Here is a 16,310-nt window from a genome sequence, read left to right on the forward strand (position 1 = left end):
CGCAGGCCCGGCCCCGGGGTGCTCCCCCGGGGCCGGGCCTGCGCGCAATGGCGGGTGGGTCAGTCGCCGATCCCGGCGAGTTCCCGCAGCCGGCGGGCCTGGGCCGCCCGTTCGGCCGAACGCTGCTCCTCGTACGACCGTCCGGAGGCCCCCTGGAGCAGGGCCTTGGTCTCGGTCACGGCCCCGCGCGGGGCGGCCAGCAGGGCGGCGGCGAGGTCCCGGGCGGCGGCGTCGAGTTCGGCGCCGGGCACCGACAGGTTGGCCAGCCCGGTCGCGGCGGCCTCCTCGGCGCCGACCCAGCGGCCGGTCGCGCAGATCTCCAGCGCCCGGGCGTAGCCGACGAGGTCGACCAGCGGCTTGGTGCCGGCCAGGTCGGGGACGAGCCCGAGCGAGGTCTCCTTCATGGCGAACTGCACGTCGTCGGCGACCACCCGCAGGTCACAGCCGAGCGCGAGCTGGAAGCCGGCCCCGACGGCGTGGCCCTGGACGACGGCGATGGAGACCAGGTCGGCGCGGCGCCACCAGGTGAAGGCCTCCTGGTAGGCGGCGATGGCGTCGTCCAGCTCCTGGTCGGCGGAGCCGGCCAGCTGCAGGAAGGTGGGCTCGCCGGGGATGCCCTCGGGGGTGAACATCGCCCGGTCCAGTCCGGCGGAGAAGGAGACGCCCTCGGCGCGCAGCAGCACCACCCGCACGCTGCCGGGCAGTTCGCGACCGGCCTGGGCGAGGGCGCGCCAGAGTGCGGGCGACTGGGCGTTGCGCCGCTTGGGCTGACAGAGGGTGACAACGGCGAGCTCGCCGTCGGTCTCCAGCCGGACGCCGTCCCGCTCCCAGCTCGGGGCCTGCGGGTCAGTGGCGGGGGCGGTCATGCGGGAACCTCCGGTGGCTGGGGACGTGGCTACCGGAGAGTAACAAACCTGGGCGCGGACGGGCAGGCCCCCGGCCCGCAGAGATCGGAACGGCCCCCGGCGCCCGGGGGCGGACATGACGATCGGCGGCCGGTCCACTCGACCCGAGGGCGGACGCCCGGCCGTGGTCGGCCGTCGTCTCCTCGGCGGGCGTCAGGCCGCCGCGCCATCCAGCTCAGAGCTGATTGACCGTCAGGAACCGGCCCCGGCAGTCGCCTTGTTCTTGCCCCGCGTGGCACCGCCGCGGCCCCGGAGGATCACTCCGGACTCGCTCAGCATCCGGTGCACGAAGCCGTACGAACGACCGGTCTCCTCCGCGAGAGCGCGAATGCTCGCCCCGGAGTCGTACTTCTTCTTGAGATCGGCCGCGAGCTTCTCACGCGCGGCACCGGTCACCCGGCTGCCCTTTTTCAGAGTCTCGGCCACCCGTGCCTCCTCGTAGCGTTGCTCGGTCAGATTCCCATGATCACCCATCCACCGCGTCCTGGCCACCCATTCGACAAGGTCGATGTCGCAAATGCGTGGTCCTGCGGTGGTGATCCGAGCGCACCAGGGCGCTCACGCAGAGTGCACGCCCCCGGGCGGCTGCCGCCGAATGCCGAGAAATAGCTGATCAGCAGCGTCGGCCCGACCACGTTCGAGTGGCGGGCCGACGGGAAGTGCTTAAACGGAATCCGGGTCTTCTTCATTCCCGGACACGCCGAAAGGACTAGATATTCTGGGCCGAAAAGCGGATCCGGCGTCTACTTCCGGTCAGGCCAGCGAGACCAGATCGGCGTACGACGGGTTCCACAGGTCCTCGACCCCGTCGGGCAGCAGGATGATCCGCTCCGGGTCGAGCGCCTCGACCGCGCCCTCGTCGTGGGTGACCAGCACGACCGCGCCGGAGAACTCGCGCAGCGCGCCCAGGATCTCCTCGCGGCTGGCCGGGTCGAGGTTGTTGGTGGGCTCGTCCAGCAGCAGCACGTTGGCCGAGGAGACCACCAGGGTGGCCAGGGCCAGACGGGTCTTCTCACCGCCGGAGAGCACCCCGGCCGGCTTGTCCACGTCGTCGCCGGAGAACAGGAAGGAGCCGAGGATCTTGCGGATCTGCACCAGGTCGGTGTCCGGCGCGGCCGAGCGCATGTTCTCCAGCACGCTGCGCTCGGGGTCGAGCGTCTCGTGCTCCTGGGCGTAGTAGCCGATCTTGAGGCCGTGGCCCGGGATCACCTCGCCGGTGTCCGGCTGCTCCACCCCGGCCAGCATCCGCAGCAGGGTGGTCTTGCCCGCGCCGTTGAAGCCCAGCACGACGACCCGGGAGCCCCGGTCGATCGCCAGGTCGACGTCGGTGAAGATCTCCAGCGAGCCGTAGGACTTGGACAGGCCGCTGGCGGTCAGCGGGGTCTTGCCGCAGGGCGCCGGGTCCGGGAAGCGCAGCTTGGCGACCTTGTCGCTCACCCGGACCTGGTCCAGGCCGGCGAGCAGCTTGTCGGCGCGGCGGGCCATGTTCTGCGCGGCCACCGTCTTGGTCGCCTTGGCGCGCATCTTGTCGGCCTGGGCGTTCAGGGTCGCGGCCTTCTTCTCCGCGTTGGCCCGCTCGCGCTTGCGGCGCTTCTCGTCGTCCTCGCGCTGCTGCTGGTACTGCCGCCAGCCCATGTTGTAGACGTCGATGGCGGAGCGGTTGGCGTCCAGGTAGAAGACCTTGTTGACGACCGTCTCGACCAGGTCGACGTCGTGCGAGATGACGATGAAGCCGCCCTTGTACGTCTTGAGGAAGTCCCGCAGCCAGACGATCGAGTCCGCGTCCAGGTGGTTGGTGGGCTCGTCGAGCAGCAGCACGTCGGAGTCCGAGAAGAGGATCCGGGCGAGCTCGACGCGGCGGCGCTGACCACCGGAGAGGGTGTGCAGCGGCTGGGCCAGGATGCGGTCCGGCAGGCCCAGCGCCGCGGCGATGGTGGCGGCCTCGGCCTCGGCGGCGTACCCGCCCTTGGTGAGGAACTCGGTCTCCAGGCGCGCGTACTTCTTCATCGCGTTGTCCCGGGTGGCGCCCTGGCCGTTGGCCATCCGGTCCTCGTTCTCGCGCATCTTCTTCAGCACGGTGTCGAGGCCGCGGGCGGAGAGGATGCGGTCCTTGGCGAGGACGTCCAGGTCGCCGGTGCGCGGGTCCTGCGGGAGGTAGCCGACCTCGCCCGAGCGGGTGACGGTACCGGCGGCGGGCAGGCCCTCACCGGCCAGCACCTTGGTGAGCGTGGTCTTGCCGGCGCCGTTGCGCCCGACCAGGCCGATCCGGTCGCCGGCGGCGACCTTGAAGTTCGCGGACTCGATCAGGATCCGGGCACCGGCGCGCAGCTCTAGGGCGTTGGCGGAAATCATGGCTGGGACTGCTCCTGGGACGTGGGCGGGCGGCCGGGTGCGGACCCGGGCGGCGGGAAGGGGGCTTCATCGGCGGTCGGCGCGCCGGGACCGGGCGCCACCACCCGCTATTGCCCGGAGAAGATAGCCATGACGGCCAGTCTACCGGGCCGCGCGAAACGCCCCGGGGGCGTACCGCCCCGGGGTACCCGCCGGCCCGCCCGCGGCTACTGCTGCGGCGTGGCCGCCGGGTCCGCCGGGGTGCTCGGGGCGGGGGCGGCCGGGCTCGCCGAGGGATCGGCGCAGCCGCCCTGGGGGCGGACCGCGGCGAACGGGGCGTCCGGGTTGGCGCAGCCAGTCTCGGGGGCGGCCGCCTTGGTGTCGAAGACCTTGGGCGGCACGATCGGGCCGTCGGTGATCTCCACCCGGCCAGCGTCCAGCGCCTTCACCGTCGCGGCCGGGCCGGTGATCATCGACCAGCCGTTGCTGTCCAGCCGGTAGCCGGTGATGCCGCCGGAGACGGCCACCCCGCTGCTGTTGGTGCAGGTCCGCGGGATGAGCACGGCGTAGTCGGTGTGCACGGTGCGCAGCGGGTCGTAGAGGCAGCCGTTGGAGGGCCGGTCGTTGTAGCGCAGGTCGCCGTCGGCGTCCCGCAGGCCCATGGTCAGGGTCGGCGTCACCACGGCCAGCCAGGGCGAGCCGTCCCGCTGCACGGTGTGCAGCGCGGCCGCGGCCCGCTGCTTGGCGGTGTCCTTGCGCTGGGCGTCGGTGCGCTTGTCGGCGCCCGGCTCGCCGTCGGCGCGCAGGTAGTCGGCCAGGCCGGGTACGGCGCGGTGCCAGCGCACCTCGTGGTCGCCCGGGCGGACGGAGGTGACCAGGCCGTCGTCCCAGACCACGATCGCGTTGTCCCCGGCCATCGCCAGGTAGAGCGCCTCGGCGCCCTCGCGGCGGTACGTCCAGGCCCGCTCGCCGGTCTGCTTGTGGTACGCCTCCAGGCCGGGGCCGACCACCCGCAGGTCCAGGTCGGCCGAGCTGACCGACTGCGAGTTGACCGGGGTCGCCTCCGCGTCCCCCGGCCCCGCCACCCGGTCGCCGAACGGCACCGGCTTGTTCGCGTGCGCCGCAGCACCGGCCGCAAGGACCAGCATCACCGCCAGGGCAGGCAGGATCGAGCGGGGGGTGAGGACACGCGGCGGCTTCCAGGACACGGCCGGAGCGTACCTTTCGGCGGGTGCGCCAGTCAGCCTGGAATCGCCGCCCGGGCCCACCGGCGACCGCACGGCGGACCGTGCGCGCCCGCCCGGTGCGCCCGCCCGCCCACCTGCGCCGTCGGCTCCCCGGCCGGTCGGCGGGGCCCCGCGCGGCGGGCCCCGCAGACCCCGCCGGACCGTTACAGAGCTGATACACGGGGCCGGGCCGGACGGGTGTTGCGGCAGACGGCGTTCGAATATCGCCCACTTTAGGGTGACATTCGGCTTTTCCGTCCTCCGCCGGGCCTACTGTCGGCGAGCGTGGCGCGACGGTCCGTCGGTGTCGTCTCCCGCCCGCCCCGCTCCCGCGACGTCCGGAGGAGAGACCATGCGCATGGGCCGCCTGACGCTGGCCGCCGCCGCTCTGCTGCTGATGGCCACGGCCAGTGTCCCGGCCGGGACACCGCTCAGCCGGACCGAACGGCACAGCCTCTCCTCGGACGCCTTCGAGCCGCGCGGCGCGGCCCCCCGCCCGCCGGTCCAGCGGCCCCGGCACGAGCCGCCGTTCGGCGCCTTCGTCGGCTCCTGGGACGACTACATCCCGCAGATCGGCAAGTACGCCCAGTGGCTGGGCAACGCGAACATGCAGGTCGGCCACACCTACCTGGCGGGCAACAGCTGGGCGGACATCGAGGGCGAGCCGGTGGTGCTCAGCCTGTGGTCGCAGTGGCGGCTGGCCGACCCGTCCCGGCTGCTGGTGCTCGGCGTGCCGATGCTGGTGCCCAACGAGGCGAACGTGCCGGACGGCGAGGTCGCCAGGCTGCTGGGCCAGGGCGCCCGCGGGGACTTCGACAGCCACTTCCTGCGGCTCGCCCGCCGGCTGGTGGCGCTCGGCGGCGCGGACACCGTGCTCACCCTCGGCTGGGAGATGAACGGCGTCACCTACACCCACCGCTGCAAGCCCGACCCGGCCGCCTGGAAGGCCTACTGGCGCCGGATCGTCGGGGTGATGCGCTCGGTGCCCGGGCAGCGCTTCCGCTTCGACTTCACCCCCAACCGGGGCCTGGACGCCATCCCGTGGACCAAGTGCTACCCCGGCGACGACGTGGTCGACATCGTCGGCACGGACAGCTACGACCAGCCGGCCGGGAGCACCTTCGACGACTACGTGCGCGAGCCGTACGGCCTCCAGGACCAGGTGGAGTTCGCGGCCAAGCACGGCAAGCCGGTCTCGTACCCGGAGTGGGGGCTGTTCCGCAACGGCGACAACCCCGAGTTCGTCCGGCGGATGGTCGACTGGATGCGCACCCACGACACCGCCTACCAGACCGTCACCGACTACTGCCCGCACGGCTTCTTCCAGTGCCGCAGCAATCCGCGCTCGACGGCGGCGTTCAAGCAGCTGATGGCGGGTTCGCAAGGGGCGCCGCCGGTCGTGCCGACGGCGCCCCCCGCTCCGATCGTGCCGGTCGTCCCGAGGCCGCCCGGCGCGCCCACCCCGTCGGGGACCGCCACGCCGGACGCCACCGCACCGGCCACTGCACCGGCCACCGCGCCCGCCGCCACGGCGAGCCCGTCGGCCGGGGCCTCGCCGAGCCCGTCCCCGGCCCGGACGCCGTCCCGGCGCTGAGCGGCGGTCAGGCCCGGCGGCGGGCCAGCAGCGCCTCCTTGAGCCGAGGGAAGCGGGTGCGCAGCTGGTGCGCCGCCGCCTGCCGGGCCAGCACCGCAGCGGACCGGGCGACGGCCGCCGGGGCCGCTCCGGCCGGGCCCAGCAGCAGCCGCCGGTTGGGCATCCGGTCCGGCCGCCAGCGCTGCTTGTACGGTTCCTGGCCGCGCAGCAGGCCGAGCACCGGGATGCCCGCGCCGACCGTCTCGTCCAGGGCCGCGCTGAACAGCAGCCCGGCGATGTCCAGCCGCTCGCGCAACGCCGGGTGGGCGCCGTACATGTACAGCCCGCCGAAGGACGGGCAGAGCAGCAGCAGGTTGACCGCGACCAGCTCGCCGTCCAGGTGGAACTGGTGGACGGCCGCCCGGCCGGTGGCGACCAGGCCGGTGGTGGACTCGGTCAGGTGCCGGGCGAAGCGCTCGGTGCGGTGCTCGGCGGTGACGCCGCGCTGCTGCCACTGGAGGAAGTGCAGCCGCAGCAGCCCCTCCAGCGCGGCCGGGACCTCCTCGACCGGCGTGGACCGGACCTGCACCCCGGCCTCGGCGATCTTGCGCAGCTTCACCCGGCTGCGCTGGGCCGTCTTGCCGGGCACCCGCTTGAGCAGCCGCTCCATCGGGACGGCCGGCAGGTACTGGCAGAGCGAGTCCTGGTGGCTGCGGCGGGTGCCGCGCCAGTGCTCGTAGACCCGCTGCACCGCGGCCTCGGGGTGCACCTCGCGCAGCTCCAGCCAGTGCCAGGGGCGGGTGAGCGGAAGGGCGGCGGCGAACTCGGCGGCGGCCCGGTCGGCGCAGTCGTCGTCCAGCAGGACGTCGCCGTAGTCGACCAGCCCGGCGCCGAGGCCGGTGAGGCCGCCGAACGGGCCGCCGCGGCGCAGGAAGGCACCGGCGCCGACCAGTCGGCCGTCCCGCCGGACCAGCACCACCAGCAGCGCGCCGGGGCGGCCGTAGTGGCGCCACCAGGAGCGCTGCCAGGCGGCGGCCTGGAAGAAGGTGGCGGTGCGGCAGCGGGCCGCCAGGTCGTCCCACTCCTCGGCGACGGTGTCCAGCGCGTCGTCCTCGCGGTGCAGCTCGGTGGTCCAGACGGGCGCGGCGGACTGGGCCGGGAGACCGGCGGCGCGGGTCTCGGTGCTCATCGTCCGCTCCGGGCCGCGGCCTTCTCCTTGGCCGGACGCTCGGGCGCGGCGGCGGGCTCGGGCTCGGGCTTCGCCCCGTCCTTCGTACCGGCCTTCGGCTCGCCCGCCGGCTCCGGCGTCGGCCCGGTCCTCGGGCGGGCCTTGCCGGCCGGCTCCTCGGCCCGCGGGCGGGGCGCGGCGGGGGCCGGGTCCGGGGCGGGGGCCGGGGCGGGGGCCTCGGGAGTCCCGGTCGGCTCGGCGGTCCCGGTCGGCGCGGGAGCCGTCGGGGCCTCCGCGGCCCCGGGGCCGTCCGGGCCGCCGCGCCGGCGGGTCATCAGCACCAGCGACCCGAGCAGCAGCCCGGCCGCGGCGCCGACCGCGACGTCCAGCTTGCCGGAGGGCGTGGTCGGCTTGTCCGGCTCGGCGGCCGGGGCCAGCGTGACCAGCCGGACGTTGGTGTCCCTGCTGCTGGTGTTGGCGAAGGCGACCAGCGAGCGGGCCACCGCATCGGCGGTCCGGGCGGCCTCCTGGGCCTTCCTCCCGGTGCCGGTGATCTCGATCATCGGGGCGTCCGGGGAGGTCGTCCCGGAGACCAGGGACTCCAGCTCGGACCGGGTGTGGCCGGTCTCGGCGGCCGCGACCGTGAGCACCTGCGGCTGGCCCGCGAGCCGGCCGTACGCCTGGGCGAAGTTGGTGGCGGTCGACGCCTCCCCCGGGTTCTGCGGCACCACGAGGACGTAGGCGCTGGCGGCGTACGAGGGGGGCGAGACGACGGCGTACCCGGCGCCGGCCGCGGCGCCGAGCGGCACCGCGAGCGCCACCGGCCACCAGCGGCGGACCAGGTGGCGGGCGCTTCGGCGCGGTGTGGTCATGGGTGTGGCTCCTTGGGTCTGGTACGGCGGTCCGGCGGCGGGCGGCTCAGGCGCGGGCCAGCCGGTCGTAGAGGGCGCCCAGGTCGGCGGCGACCCGGGCGATGTCGTAGTGGCCGACGGCCGGGGGGTGCGGCAGCGGGTCGGCGATGTGGCCGCTCAGCTGCCGCAGGTCGCGCAGGGCGGCGGCGTACGCGGCGGGCTCGGAGGGGATCCGGCGGGCCTGCGGGGCGGCGCTGGGCGGCAGTTCGTCCAGCGCCGGGCAGGCGCTGTGCCGCACCGGGAGCCCGGCCGCGAGGCCCTCCAGTACGCCCAGGCCGAAGGTCTCCGCGGTGGAGGGGGCCGCCAGCACGTCCATCGCGGCCAGCAGGTCGGGCACGTCGTCCCGCTCGCCGGTGAGCACCAGCCGCTCCCGGACGCCGAGTTCGGCCGCCCGGCGCTCCAGCCCGGCCCGCTCGGGGCCCTCGCCGACCAGCAGCAGCCTGGTCCCCGGGTCGAGTTCGGCGAGCGCCGCCAGCAGCACCTCGAAGCGCTTGCCCGGCACCAGCCGGCCGACCCCGCCGACCACCCAACCGCCCTCCGGCAGGCCGAGTTCGGCCCGGATCCGGCGGCGGGCGGCGGCCCGCTCGGCGGGCGGCCGGCGGTAGCCGGCGGTGTCGATGCCGTTGGGGATCAGCTCGATCCGGGCCGGCGGGACGCCCCAGGAGCGCAGGGTCTGGGCGACCTGCCGGGACACCGCCACGGTGGTGCTGCCGAGCCGTTCGGCGGCCAGGTAGAGGCCCTTGACGCCCCGGGTGACCGGGCGGCCCTCGATCACCCCAGCGTGCAGCGAGTGCTCGGTGGACACCACCGCCCGCACCCCGGCGAGCCGCGCGGCCAGCCGGCCGTACAGCTGGGCGCGGTAGAGGTGGGTGTGCACCAGGTCGTAGCGGCCGGCCCGGACCACCCGCACCAGCCGGGGCAGCGCCCCGAGGTCCCGGTTGCCGCGCATGCCGAGGTGGTGGACGGTCACGCCGTCGGCGCGCAGCGCGTCCGCGACCGTGCCCGGGTTGGTCAGCGCGAGCACCTCGCAGCGCTGGTGCGGCGGCAGGTGCCGCAGCAGCAGGTGCAGTTGGCGCTCGGCACCGCCGGAGGCGAGCCCGGTGACGATGTGCAGCACCTTCACGGCCGACGCTCCCGCCGCCCGCGCTTGAGCGAGGTGACGGCGTCGCGCAGCCGGTGCCGGGCCTTCTTGGCGCGCAGCCGCCAGGCGCCGTCCCGGTCGCCGACGTAGCAGCGGGGCAGCGCGAAGCGGCCGGTGAGCGGGGAGTGGGCGATCGCGCAGGCGTAGTCGTAGCCGGCCTCGCGCACCGCCTCGGCGGCGGGCCGGTCGACGGCACCGTACGGGTAGCAGAAGCCGGTGACCGGACCGCCGACGACCTCCTCCAGCAGGCGCCGGCTCTCCCGGGTCTGCACCCCGAGGACCTCGGCGGGCAGCCCGGGCAGCGCCTGGTGGCCGAGGCCGTGCGAGCCGATCTCCCAGCCAGCGGAGGCGAGTTCGGTGACCTCCTGGACGGTGAGCAGCTTCTTGCGCGGACCCTCGGTGTCCCAGCCGTTGTCCTGGCCGAGCAGGTCGGCGACCACGTACGCGGTGGCGGTGAAGCCGTACGCCTGGAGGATCGGGACGGCGTACCGGGCGAAGTCCGCGTAGCCGTCGTCGAAGGTCAGGCCGACCAGCTTGTCGTCCTGCCCCTGGGCGCGGGCCCGCATCAGCTCGCGGACCGAGACGCCGCGCCGGCCGCGCCGGTGCAGCCAGGCGATCTGCTCGGCGAACCGCTCGGGGCTGACGGTGAGTTGGTACGGGTCCTCCTCCTCGACCGCCACCGAGTGGTACATCAGGATCCACGGCGAGGAGGAGCCGGGCAGGGCGGGTCCGCCGGCCTGGCGGCGGCTTCTGGGCAGTCGCGCCCGGTCGGGCGGGGCGTCGGTGACACCCGCCAGGGCCGGACGGACGGATCCCCGCTCATCGTCCATGGGGAGACTTCCCTTCGTCGGGGACGGTCGGCAGGTTCAGGGCCCGCCGGTCGGGCCCGAGCCCCACGGCCCGGGCGGCGGCCAGCACCGGACCGCGCACCTCGCGGGCCCGGAGCCCGGTGCCGAGGGCGGCGAAGGCCAGCACCACGGTCAGGCCACCGGAGAGGGTCGAGAGCAGCGGGTCGGCCGACAGGCTCGCGGCGGCGGCGCCCGCGACGGCGCCCCCGGCGGCGGCCAGCACCAGCCGGCCGTGGTCGCCGAGCACCCGGCGCAGCCGCAGCGGGATGCCGCGCAGCACCAGCCCGCGCAGCAGCAGCGCGGCGGTGGCGGTGATCCCGCTCGCGTTGCCGGCGGCCAGGCCGAGCGCCCCGAACCGGGGCGTGGCGAGCAGGCCGACGGTGACGGTCACCGCGAGGCCGAGCAGCATCGCGGCGACCGGGTACCAGTCCAGCAGCCGGCGCCCGCCGTCCTCGCGGCGCGGGTCGTCGGCCCGGCGGACCACCGGGCGGAGCGAGAAGTACGGGCGGATCATCACGCCGATCAGCGCCTGGGCGGGCAGGCCGAAGCTGTACACCCGGATGACGGCGGCGGTGGCGGCGGTGTCCCCCGGGCCGAAGGCGCCGCGCTCGAACAGCAGCGAGACCGCCGAGGGGGCACAGGCCATCAGGAAGGCGGTGCCGAGCAGCACGACCGCGGCGGCCTGCCCGAGGTCCTTCTCGACCCGGTCGCGGGCCGCGGTGAGGTCCCCCGCCGCGAGTGCCCGGGCGACCAGCGGGAAGGTGACGGTGCAGATCAGGATGCCCGCCGTCATGGCGAGTTGGGAGACCTTGGCGGCGTAGTTGAGGTGCGAGATGGTGCCGGGCGGCAGCGCCGAGCCGAGGTAGCGCTCGACGAAGACCTGGGACTGCCGGGTCAGCGTGAAGGCGGCCACCGGCAGCAGGGCCAGCGGCATCAGCACCAGCGCGTTGCGGCTGCGCCGGGTGCGGCCGGCCGCGGCCGGCCCGGTCCGCAGGTGCCGCAGGAACGGGCCGACCAGCAGGACGGCCATCAGCAGGCTGCCGAGCGCCACGCCGAGGGCGGCGGAGCGGACCCCGAGGACGCCGTGGAAGCCGAACAGCAGGGCCAGGATGCCGAGGTTGTAGGCGACGTAGATGCCCGCGGGGGCGGTGAAGCTGTGGTGGGCGCGCAGCGCGGCGGCCAGGTAGCCGGCCACGCCGAAGGGCAGCACGGTGATCGCGGTGATCCGGGTGCAGGCGACGGCCAGGCCCGGGTCGGGCAGGCCGGGGGCGAGCAGCTCCACCAGCTGGGGGGCGCCGAGGGCGGCGGCCAGGGCGAGCCCGCTGAGGGCCAGCAGCAGCCAGGGCAGGGTGGCGCGGACCAGCTGGCGGACCGGGTCGGGGGCGTCCGGGTCCTCCTCGCGCAGCACCAGGGCGAGGGCGAAGGCGGGCACCATCAGGAAGGACATGGCGTCCTCGATCAGCAGCGGTGCGGCCGTCTCGGGCACGGTCCAGGCGACCAGGAAGGCGTCGGTGCCCTGGCTCGCGCCGAAGTAGCGGGCCAGCAGGAGGTCGCGCAGCAGGCCGAGGCCCGAGCCGGCGGCGCTGAGCACGGCGGTGACGCCGAAGGCCTTGACGAGGAAGCCGCCCCGGGGCGGCCGCTCCGGCCCGGCCGCGGGCGGCTCGGCGGCGGCGGGCGGCCCGGCGGGAGCGCTGCGCGGGGCCGGGAGGGCGGGGGCGAGCGCGGGCTGGTCGGTGGTCACCGGGGCATCGCCCGCTCCTGGACGGCGGCGCGGGCCGCGAGGCCGAGGACGACGGAGGTCAGCACGGTGGTGGTGCCGCCGATGTCGGCGTACAGGAAGTCGACCAGCACCCAGGTGAGCAGCGCGAGCGCGGCGAGCGAGGTCGTGTGGCGGCGCCGCAGGCAGCCGAGCAGCAGGCCGAGGAAGAGCGCGGCGTAGGCGGTGATGCCGATCAGGCCCTGTTCGCTGAGCACCAGGAAGTACATGTTGTGCGGGGAGAGCAGCGGTTCGCGCTGGAAGCCGATGGTGGAGTCGGCCGCGTCGCTGCCGGAGGAGAGCCGCAGCGGGGCGTGGCTGTCGCGCAGCCTGGGGAAGGCCTTCGGCCCGGCGCCGTGGACGGGGTGGTCCTGCCAGATCCGCCCGGCGGTGGCCCACAGGTCGTAGCGGTCGGAGACGGACTGGTCGGGTGCGGCGGAGACGGAGCCGATCGAACTGAGCCGCTCGGTGACGCCGGAGGCCCCGAGCCCGAGGCCGCCGATCAGGACGACCGCGGCGGCCAGGCCCAGCACGGCGCTGCGCACCAGCAGCCGGGCGTCGGCGCGCAGCAGCAGCACGGTGACGGCCGCGCCGGTGGCGATCCAGCTGCCACGGCTGAACGAGACGGCGAGCGGGAAGGCCAGGAAGGCGGCGGCGGCGAACATCACCCGGCGCAGCCGTACGTCGCCGCCGGGTGCGCGCTCGCCGAGGGCGAGGGCGAGGGCGGCGAGCAGGCCGTAGCTGACCACGGTGGACATCGCCATGATGTCCAGCGCGCCGAAGGTGCCGACGGCCCGGATCGGCTGGCCGGTGTAGGAGGCGCCGGTGCGGGTGAGGTACTGGTTCGCCCCGACCACGCCCTGGATCAGCGCGGCCAGCACGAAGGAGCCGAGGACGAGCCGCTGGTCGGTGCGGTCGCGCAGCGAGCAGAGCACGGCGGCCGGCACCAGGACGAACACCTGGGTGAGCCGGACGAAGCCGGTGAGGCTGGTGGCCGGGTCGATCGAGCCGAGGGTGGCGACGGCGGCGGCGACCACGATGCCGCCGAACAGCGCGCAGGTGGTGCGGCTGATCGCGGGCAGGCGCCCGCGCAGCAGGTTGAGCGCGGTGAGGGCGACCAGGGCGAGCGAGGCGACGTCGGCGGCGGTGACGTGGACGGCCGCGGTGACGTCCTTCTCCCCCGCGGGCACGCACACCAGCAGGACGGTGGCCGCGGCGAGCAGGCTGGACCGGTCCGCGAGGGCCGGCAGGGCCCGCCGTAAGACGGGCCGGGGAAGGGCCGGGAAGGTCAGGGCCACGCGGGGTCAGCTCCCGTCCGGGTGGAGCATCAGGGCCGCCGTGCGGCACAGGATCTTGACGTCCTGCCAGAGGCTCCAGCTCTCGATGTAGCGGTTGTCGAAGCGGGCCCGCTCCTCGATCGAGGTGTCCCCGCGCAGGCCGTTGACCTGGGCGAGGCCGGTGAGGCCGACCGGGACGCGGTGCCGGTCGCCGTACTCGGGGTAGGCCTGGCTGAACCGCATGACGAAGTAGGGGCGTTCGGGGCGCGGGCCGACCAGGCTCATGTCGCCGCGCAGGATGTTCCAGAGCTGCGGCAGCTCGTCCAGCGAGCTCTTGCGCAGCAGGCGGCCGACGGCGCCCATCCGGTGGTCCTGGGAGATGTTCCAGCGGGTCGCCGACTCGTGCTCGTTGCTGGGGCGCAGGGTGCGGAACTTGAGGACGGTGAAGACTCGGCCGTCCAGGCCGGTGCGCTGCTGGCGGAAGAGCACGCCGGGGCCGGTGTCGAAGCGGACGGCGAGGGCGCACAGGGCCAGGACGGGGGCGAGCAGCAGCAGGCCGAACCCGGCGGCGGTGACGTCCAGGGCGCGCTTGGCGGCCCAGCCGGGGCGGCGCATGGCCGGGCTGCCGAGGCGCAGACAGGGGAAGCCCCAGAGGTGGTCGCCGCCGGCGATCGGGGCGGTGGGCAGCGAGCCGTGCTCGCGCAGCGCGGGCACCAGCCAGACCTGGCAGCCGAGCCGGACGGCGTCGCGCAGGGCGGCGGCGGTCTCGGCCTCGTCGGCCGCGCCGGCGGTGGCGATCACGTGGTGGATCCGGTGCCGGCGGACCTCGCGCTCCAGCACCTCGCGGCCGCCGAGCACGGGCGGGTCGGTGTCGTCGGCCAGCAGCGGCGGGTCGGCGTCCAGGAAGCCGACCGGGCGCATGCCGTACTCGCCGTGCTGGCTGAGCGCGGCGGCGACCTTGCGGCCGAGCCGGCCGGCGCCGAGCACCAGGACGGGGGCGGGGCGGCCGCGGCGGATCCGCCGGACCAGGTGGTAGAGGACGGCGCGGCCGAGGGCCGCGATCAGCAGTTGGGCGCCGAGCAGGACGGTGAGCCGGGCCGGGGTGGCCGGGCCGCAGTCGGGCCAGCGCCCGTCCAGGCAGCCGGCCAGGGTGACGGCGAAGGCGGTGGCGACCACGGCGCGGACGGCCAGGGCGGGGAGTTCGTCCAGGACCGACAGGGTGAGCCGGGTGCGGTAGAGGCCGCCGGCCAGGTTGAGCAGCAGGAGCAGGGGCAGGACGGCGGCGGCGCCGAGCAGCGGGGCGAGCGGGGCGGTCGGGTCGATCGCGCGGTTGGCGATGCCGGTGCCGGTGCAGAGTGCGATCGCGTCGACCTGGACCAGCGCGAGCGGCAGGGCGAGCCGGGAGCGGCAGGCCCGGCGGTGCCGGCGGGGCGACGCCACCGCCCGGGTGTACGCCGTACGGGTCGGCCGGTCGAGCAGCCCGGTGCCGCGCAGCCGCGGTCCGGACAGGGGCCCTCCGGATCGCGGCACGCTGTCGTGGTCAATGGTCATCAGCGCACGAACTCCCCTGCTGTGTGCCCGGGGTGGCGGTGCCCCGGCACCGATCGGCACGGGGCGGCCGTCCCGGCCCGGTGGGCGCGGTCCTGACAGCACCTGCCATCGCTGGCGGCTTTCGGTTCTCCGGCGAGGGGGCCGATCGCGGAAGGGCTGGTCACCACGGACGCGGCTGCGAAGGGCCCGGACAGGAATTCCCGGGGTGAAATCGAAACGAAGCAGGCAAAATCCGACAATACCGAACCAAGGCATGTGCGCCGGAAGTTGACTTGCCGTTTCATTCCAGCCGCCCATTAATAGGTATTTCGGATTTAACGCCTCTTCCATTTCCGGTTGAGGGTGCGAATGCGCCGGCGCCGGAACGGCGGGGATTCACGGCATGTGAAACGATCAGATCCGCTCTGGGACACGGGTCCTGCGCCGTCCGGCCGCCGGTCCGGCCCCCAGCAGGTGGCGGTACAGGACGTCCACCTGTTCGACCACCGTGCGGACGTCGTGCCGGGCCGTCACGTGCTCGCGCAGCCGGGCACCGCGTCGCTCGCACTCGATCGGGTCGGACAGCGCTTCGGCCATCCGGGTGGCGAGCGCGTCCGCGTCCTCGGGCGGCAGCACCGACTGCGTGCGCTCCGCCGGCGGCAGGCACTCCCGGGCCCCCGGCACGTCCGTCAGCAGCACCGGCCGGGCCGCCGCCATCGCCTCCAGCGGCGCCAGCGCCATCCCCTCCCAGCGCGAGGGCAGCACCACCAGGTCGGCCGCCGCCAGCCACGGGCGCGGATCCGGTACGTCCCCGACCAGCCGGACCCGGCACGGCTCGGCCGACTCCCGGACCGTCTCCGCCAGCCGCTGCTCGTCCGGCCCGCCGCCGACCAGCGCCAGCCGGGCCTGCGGCACCCGGCGCAGCACCTCCGGCCAGGCGGCCAGCAGCACGTCCTGGCCCTTCTGCCGGCACAGCCGCCCGACGCAGACCGCGAGCGGGGCGTCCAGGTCCAGCCCGAGCGCGATCCGGGCGGCCCGGCGGTCGGCCGGCGCGTAGTGGCGGACGTCGACGCCGTTGGGCACCACCGCCCAGTCGGCGTGCACCCCCGCGGCCACGCCGTCGGCCCGCTCCTGGACGCTGACGCACAGCAGCCGGTGCGCCCAGCGGCTCGCGAAGCGCTCCCAGCGCAGGGTCGCGGCGGCCATCGCGCCGTCCACGGCGGCGAAGGACCAGGCGTGCGGCTGGAAGACGGTCGGCACCGCGCCGCGCACGGCCAGCCGGCCGGCCAGCCCGGCCTTGGCACTGTGCAGGTGGACCACGTCCGGTCCGGCGGCCCGGACGATCCGGCGCAGCCGCCAGGCCTCGGCGGCGGTGCCCGGGCCGGGCGAGCGGTCCGCGGGCCAGTCCTGGACCAGCGCGCCGACCGCGGCGGCCTCCTCGGCCAGCCGCCCGCCGCGCGGGCAGGCGACCAGCACCCGGTGCCCGGCCTCGCGCTGCCCCCGGACCAGATCGACGACGACGCGGGCGACTCCGCCGTCCACCGGCTGTGAAATGTGAAGGATCGTCATATGCACGGCGGCGAGCCTAGGATGGCTCCCCCGTGCGGGGCGGCCCCCGTCACCCGCAGGTGGTGGGCCGTCCAC

The 16,310-nt window shown here is 75.4% G+C and carries 13 protein-coding genes; 1 reads left to right on the forward strand and 12 read right to left on the reverse strand.

The annotated features are described in order from the left end of the window. Nucleotides 1–59: 59 nt before the first annotated feature. From ACFY2K_RS18115 to ACFY2K_RS18130, 4 genes are all read right to left on the reverse strand, one after another. The gene (locus ACFY2K_RS18115; protein WP_380591757.1) at nt 60–866 is read right to left on the reverse strand and encodes an enoyl-CoA hydratase/isomerase family protein; all 807 of its coding nucleotides are present in this window, start codon (nt 864–866) and stop codon (nt 60–62) included. Between the two features lie 231 nt (nt 867–1,097). Further along, nucleotides 1,098–1,331, reverse strand: coding sequence for a helix-turn-helix domain-containing protein (locus tag ACFY2K_RS18120; RefSeq protein ID WP_030059940.1), 234 nt, complete (start codon nt 1,329–1,331; stop codon nt 1,098–1,100). 327 nt (nt 1,332–1,658) lie between these two features. Next, on the reverse strand, nt 1,659–3,257 hold the full coding sequence (locus ACFY2K_RS18125) for an ABC-F family ATP-binding cassette domain-containing protein (protein ID WP_375893952.1): 1,599 nt from the start codon (nt 3,255–3,257) through the stop codon (nt 1,659–1,661). A gap of 206 nt (nt 3,258–3,463) precedes the next feature. Next, nucleotides 3,464–4,444: a hypothetical protein gene (locus ACFY2K_RS18130; RefSeq protein WP_375893955.1), complete on the reverse strand. Its 981-nt coding sequence runs from the start codon at nt 4,442–4,444 to the stop codon at nt 3,464–3,466. 370 nt (nt 4,445–4,814) lie between these two features. Here ACFY2K_RS18130 and ACFY2K_RS18135 point away from each other — a divergent pair, with 370 nt between their 5' ends. Beyond that, entirely contained in the window at nt 4,815–6,056 is a 1,242-nt protein-coding gene (locus ACFY2K_RS18135; protein WP_387712429.1) for a glycoside hydrolase family 26 protein, read from the forward strand. 7 nt (nt 6,057–6,063) lie between these two features. On the opposite strand, the gene ACFY2K_RS18140 is transcribed toward ACFY2K_RS18135, so the two are convergent. From ACFY2K_RS18140 to ACFY2K_RS18175, 8 genes are all read right to left on the reverse strand, one after another. Beyond that, nucleotides 6,064–7,224 (reverse strand): GNAT family N-acetyltransferase, encoded by a 1,161-nt coding sequence (locus tag ACFY2K_RS18140; RefSeq protein ID WP_380396292.1) that lies wholly within the window; start codon nt 7,222–7,224, stop codon nt 6,064–6,066. Beyond that, the gene (locus ACFY2K_RS18145; protein ID WP_380591761.1) at nt 7,221–8,075 is read right to left on the reverse strand and encodes a Wzz/FepE/Etk N-terminal domain-containing protein; all 855 of its coding nucleotides are present in this window, start codon (nt 8,073–8,075) and stop codon (nt 7,221–7,223) included. Before ACFY2K_RS18145 ends, ACFY2K_RS18140 begins: the two co-directional genes overlap by 4 nt. Nucleotides 8,076–8,121: 46 nt before the next feature. Continuing rightward, the gene (locus ACFY2K_RS18150) at nt 8,122–9,237 is read right to left on the reverse strand and encodes a glycosyltransferase (RefSeq protein ID WP_375893964.1); all 1,116 of its coding nucleotides are present in this window, start codon (nt 9,235–9,237) and stop codon (nt 8,122–8,124) included. After that, nucleotides 9,234–10,085: a polysaccharide deacetylase family protein gene (locus ACFY2K_RS18155; RefSeq protein ID WP_375893967.1), complete on the reverse strand. Its 852-nt coding sequence runs from the start codon at nt 10,083–10,085 to the stop codon at nt 9,234–9,236. Before ACFY2K_RS18155 ends, ACFY2K_RS18150 begins: the two co-directional genes overlap by 4 nt. Then, nucleotides 10,075–11,844: a lipid II flippase MurJ gene (locus ACFY2K_RS18160; protein ID WP_387712433.1), complete on the reverse strand. Its 1,770-nt coding sequence runs from the start codon at nt 11,842–11,844 to the stop codon at nt 10,075–10,077. Before ACFY2K_RS18160 ends, ACFY2K_RS18155 begins: the two co-directional genes overlap by 11 nt. Beyond that, the gene (locus ACFY2K_RS18165; protein ID WP_387712435.1) at nt 11,841–13,157 is read right to left on the reverse strand and encodes an O-antigen ligase family protein; all 1,317 of its coding nucleotides are present in this window, start codon (nt 13,155–13,157) and stop codon (nt 11,841–11,843) included. Before ACFY2K_RS18165 ends, ACFY2K_RS18160 begins: the two co-directional genes overlap by 4 nt. Before the next feature lie 6 nt (nt 13,158–13,163). Beyond that, nucleotides 13,164–14,687 carry a sugar transferase gene (locus ACFY2K_RS18170; RefSeq protein WP_375893972.1) on the reverse strand — a complete coding sequence of 508 codons (1,524 nt, stop codon included), beginning with the start codon at nt 14,685–14,687 and terminating at the stop codon, nt 13,164–13,166. Nucleotides 14,688–15,080: 393 nt separating this feature from the next. Continuing rightward, the gene (locus ACFY2K_RS18175) at nt 15,081–16,235 is read right to left on the reverse strand and encodes a glycosyltransferase (protein WP_380591767.1); all 1,155 of its coding nucleotides are present in this window, start codon (nt 16,233–16,235) and stop codon (nt 15,081–15,083) included. Between the last annotated feature and the right edge of the window lie 75 nt (nt 16,236–16,310).

It is taken from the genome of Kitasatospora sp. NPDC001309 (assembly GCF_042896295.1).
Taxonomy (GTDB): domain Bacteria; phylum Actinomycetota; class Actinomycetes; order Streptomycetales; family Streptomycetaceae; genus Kitasatospora.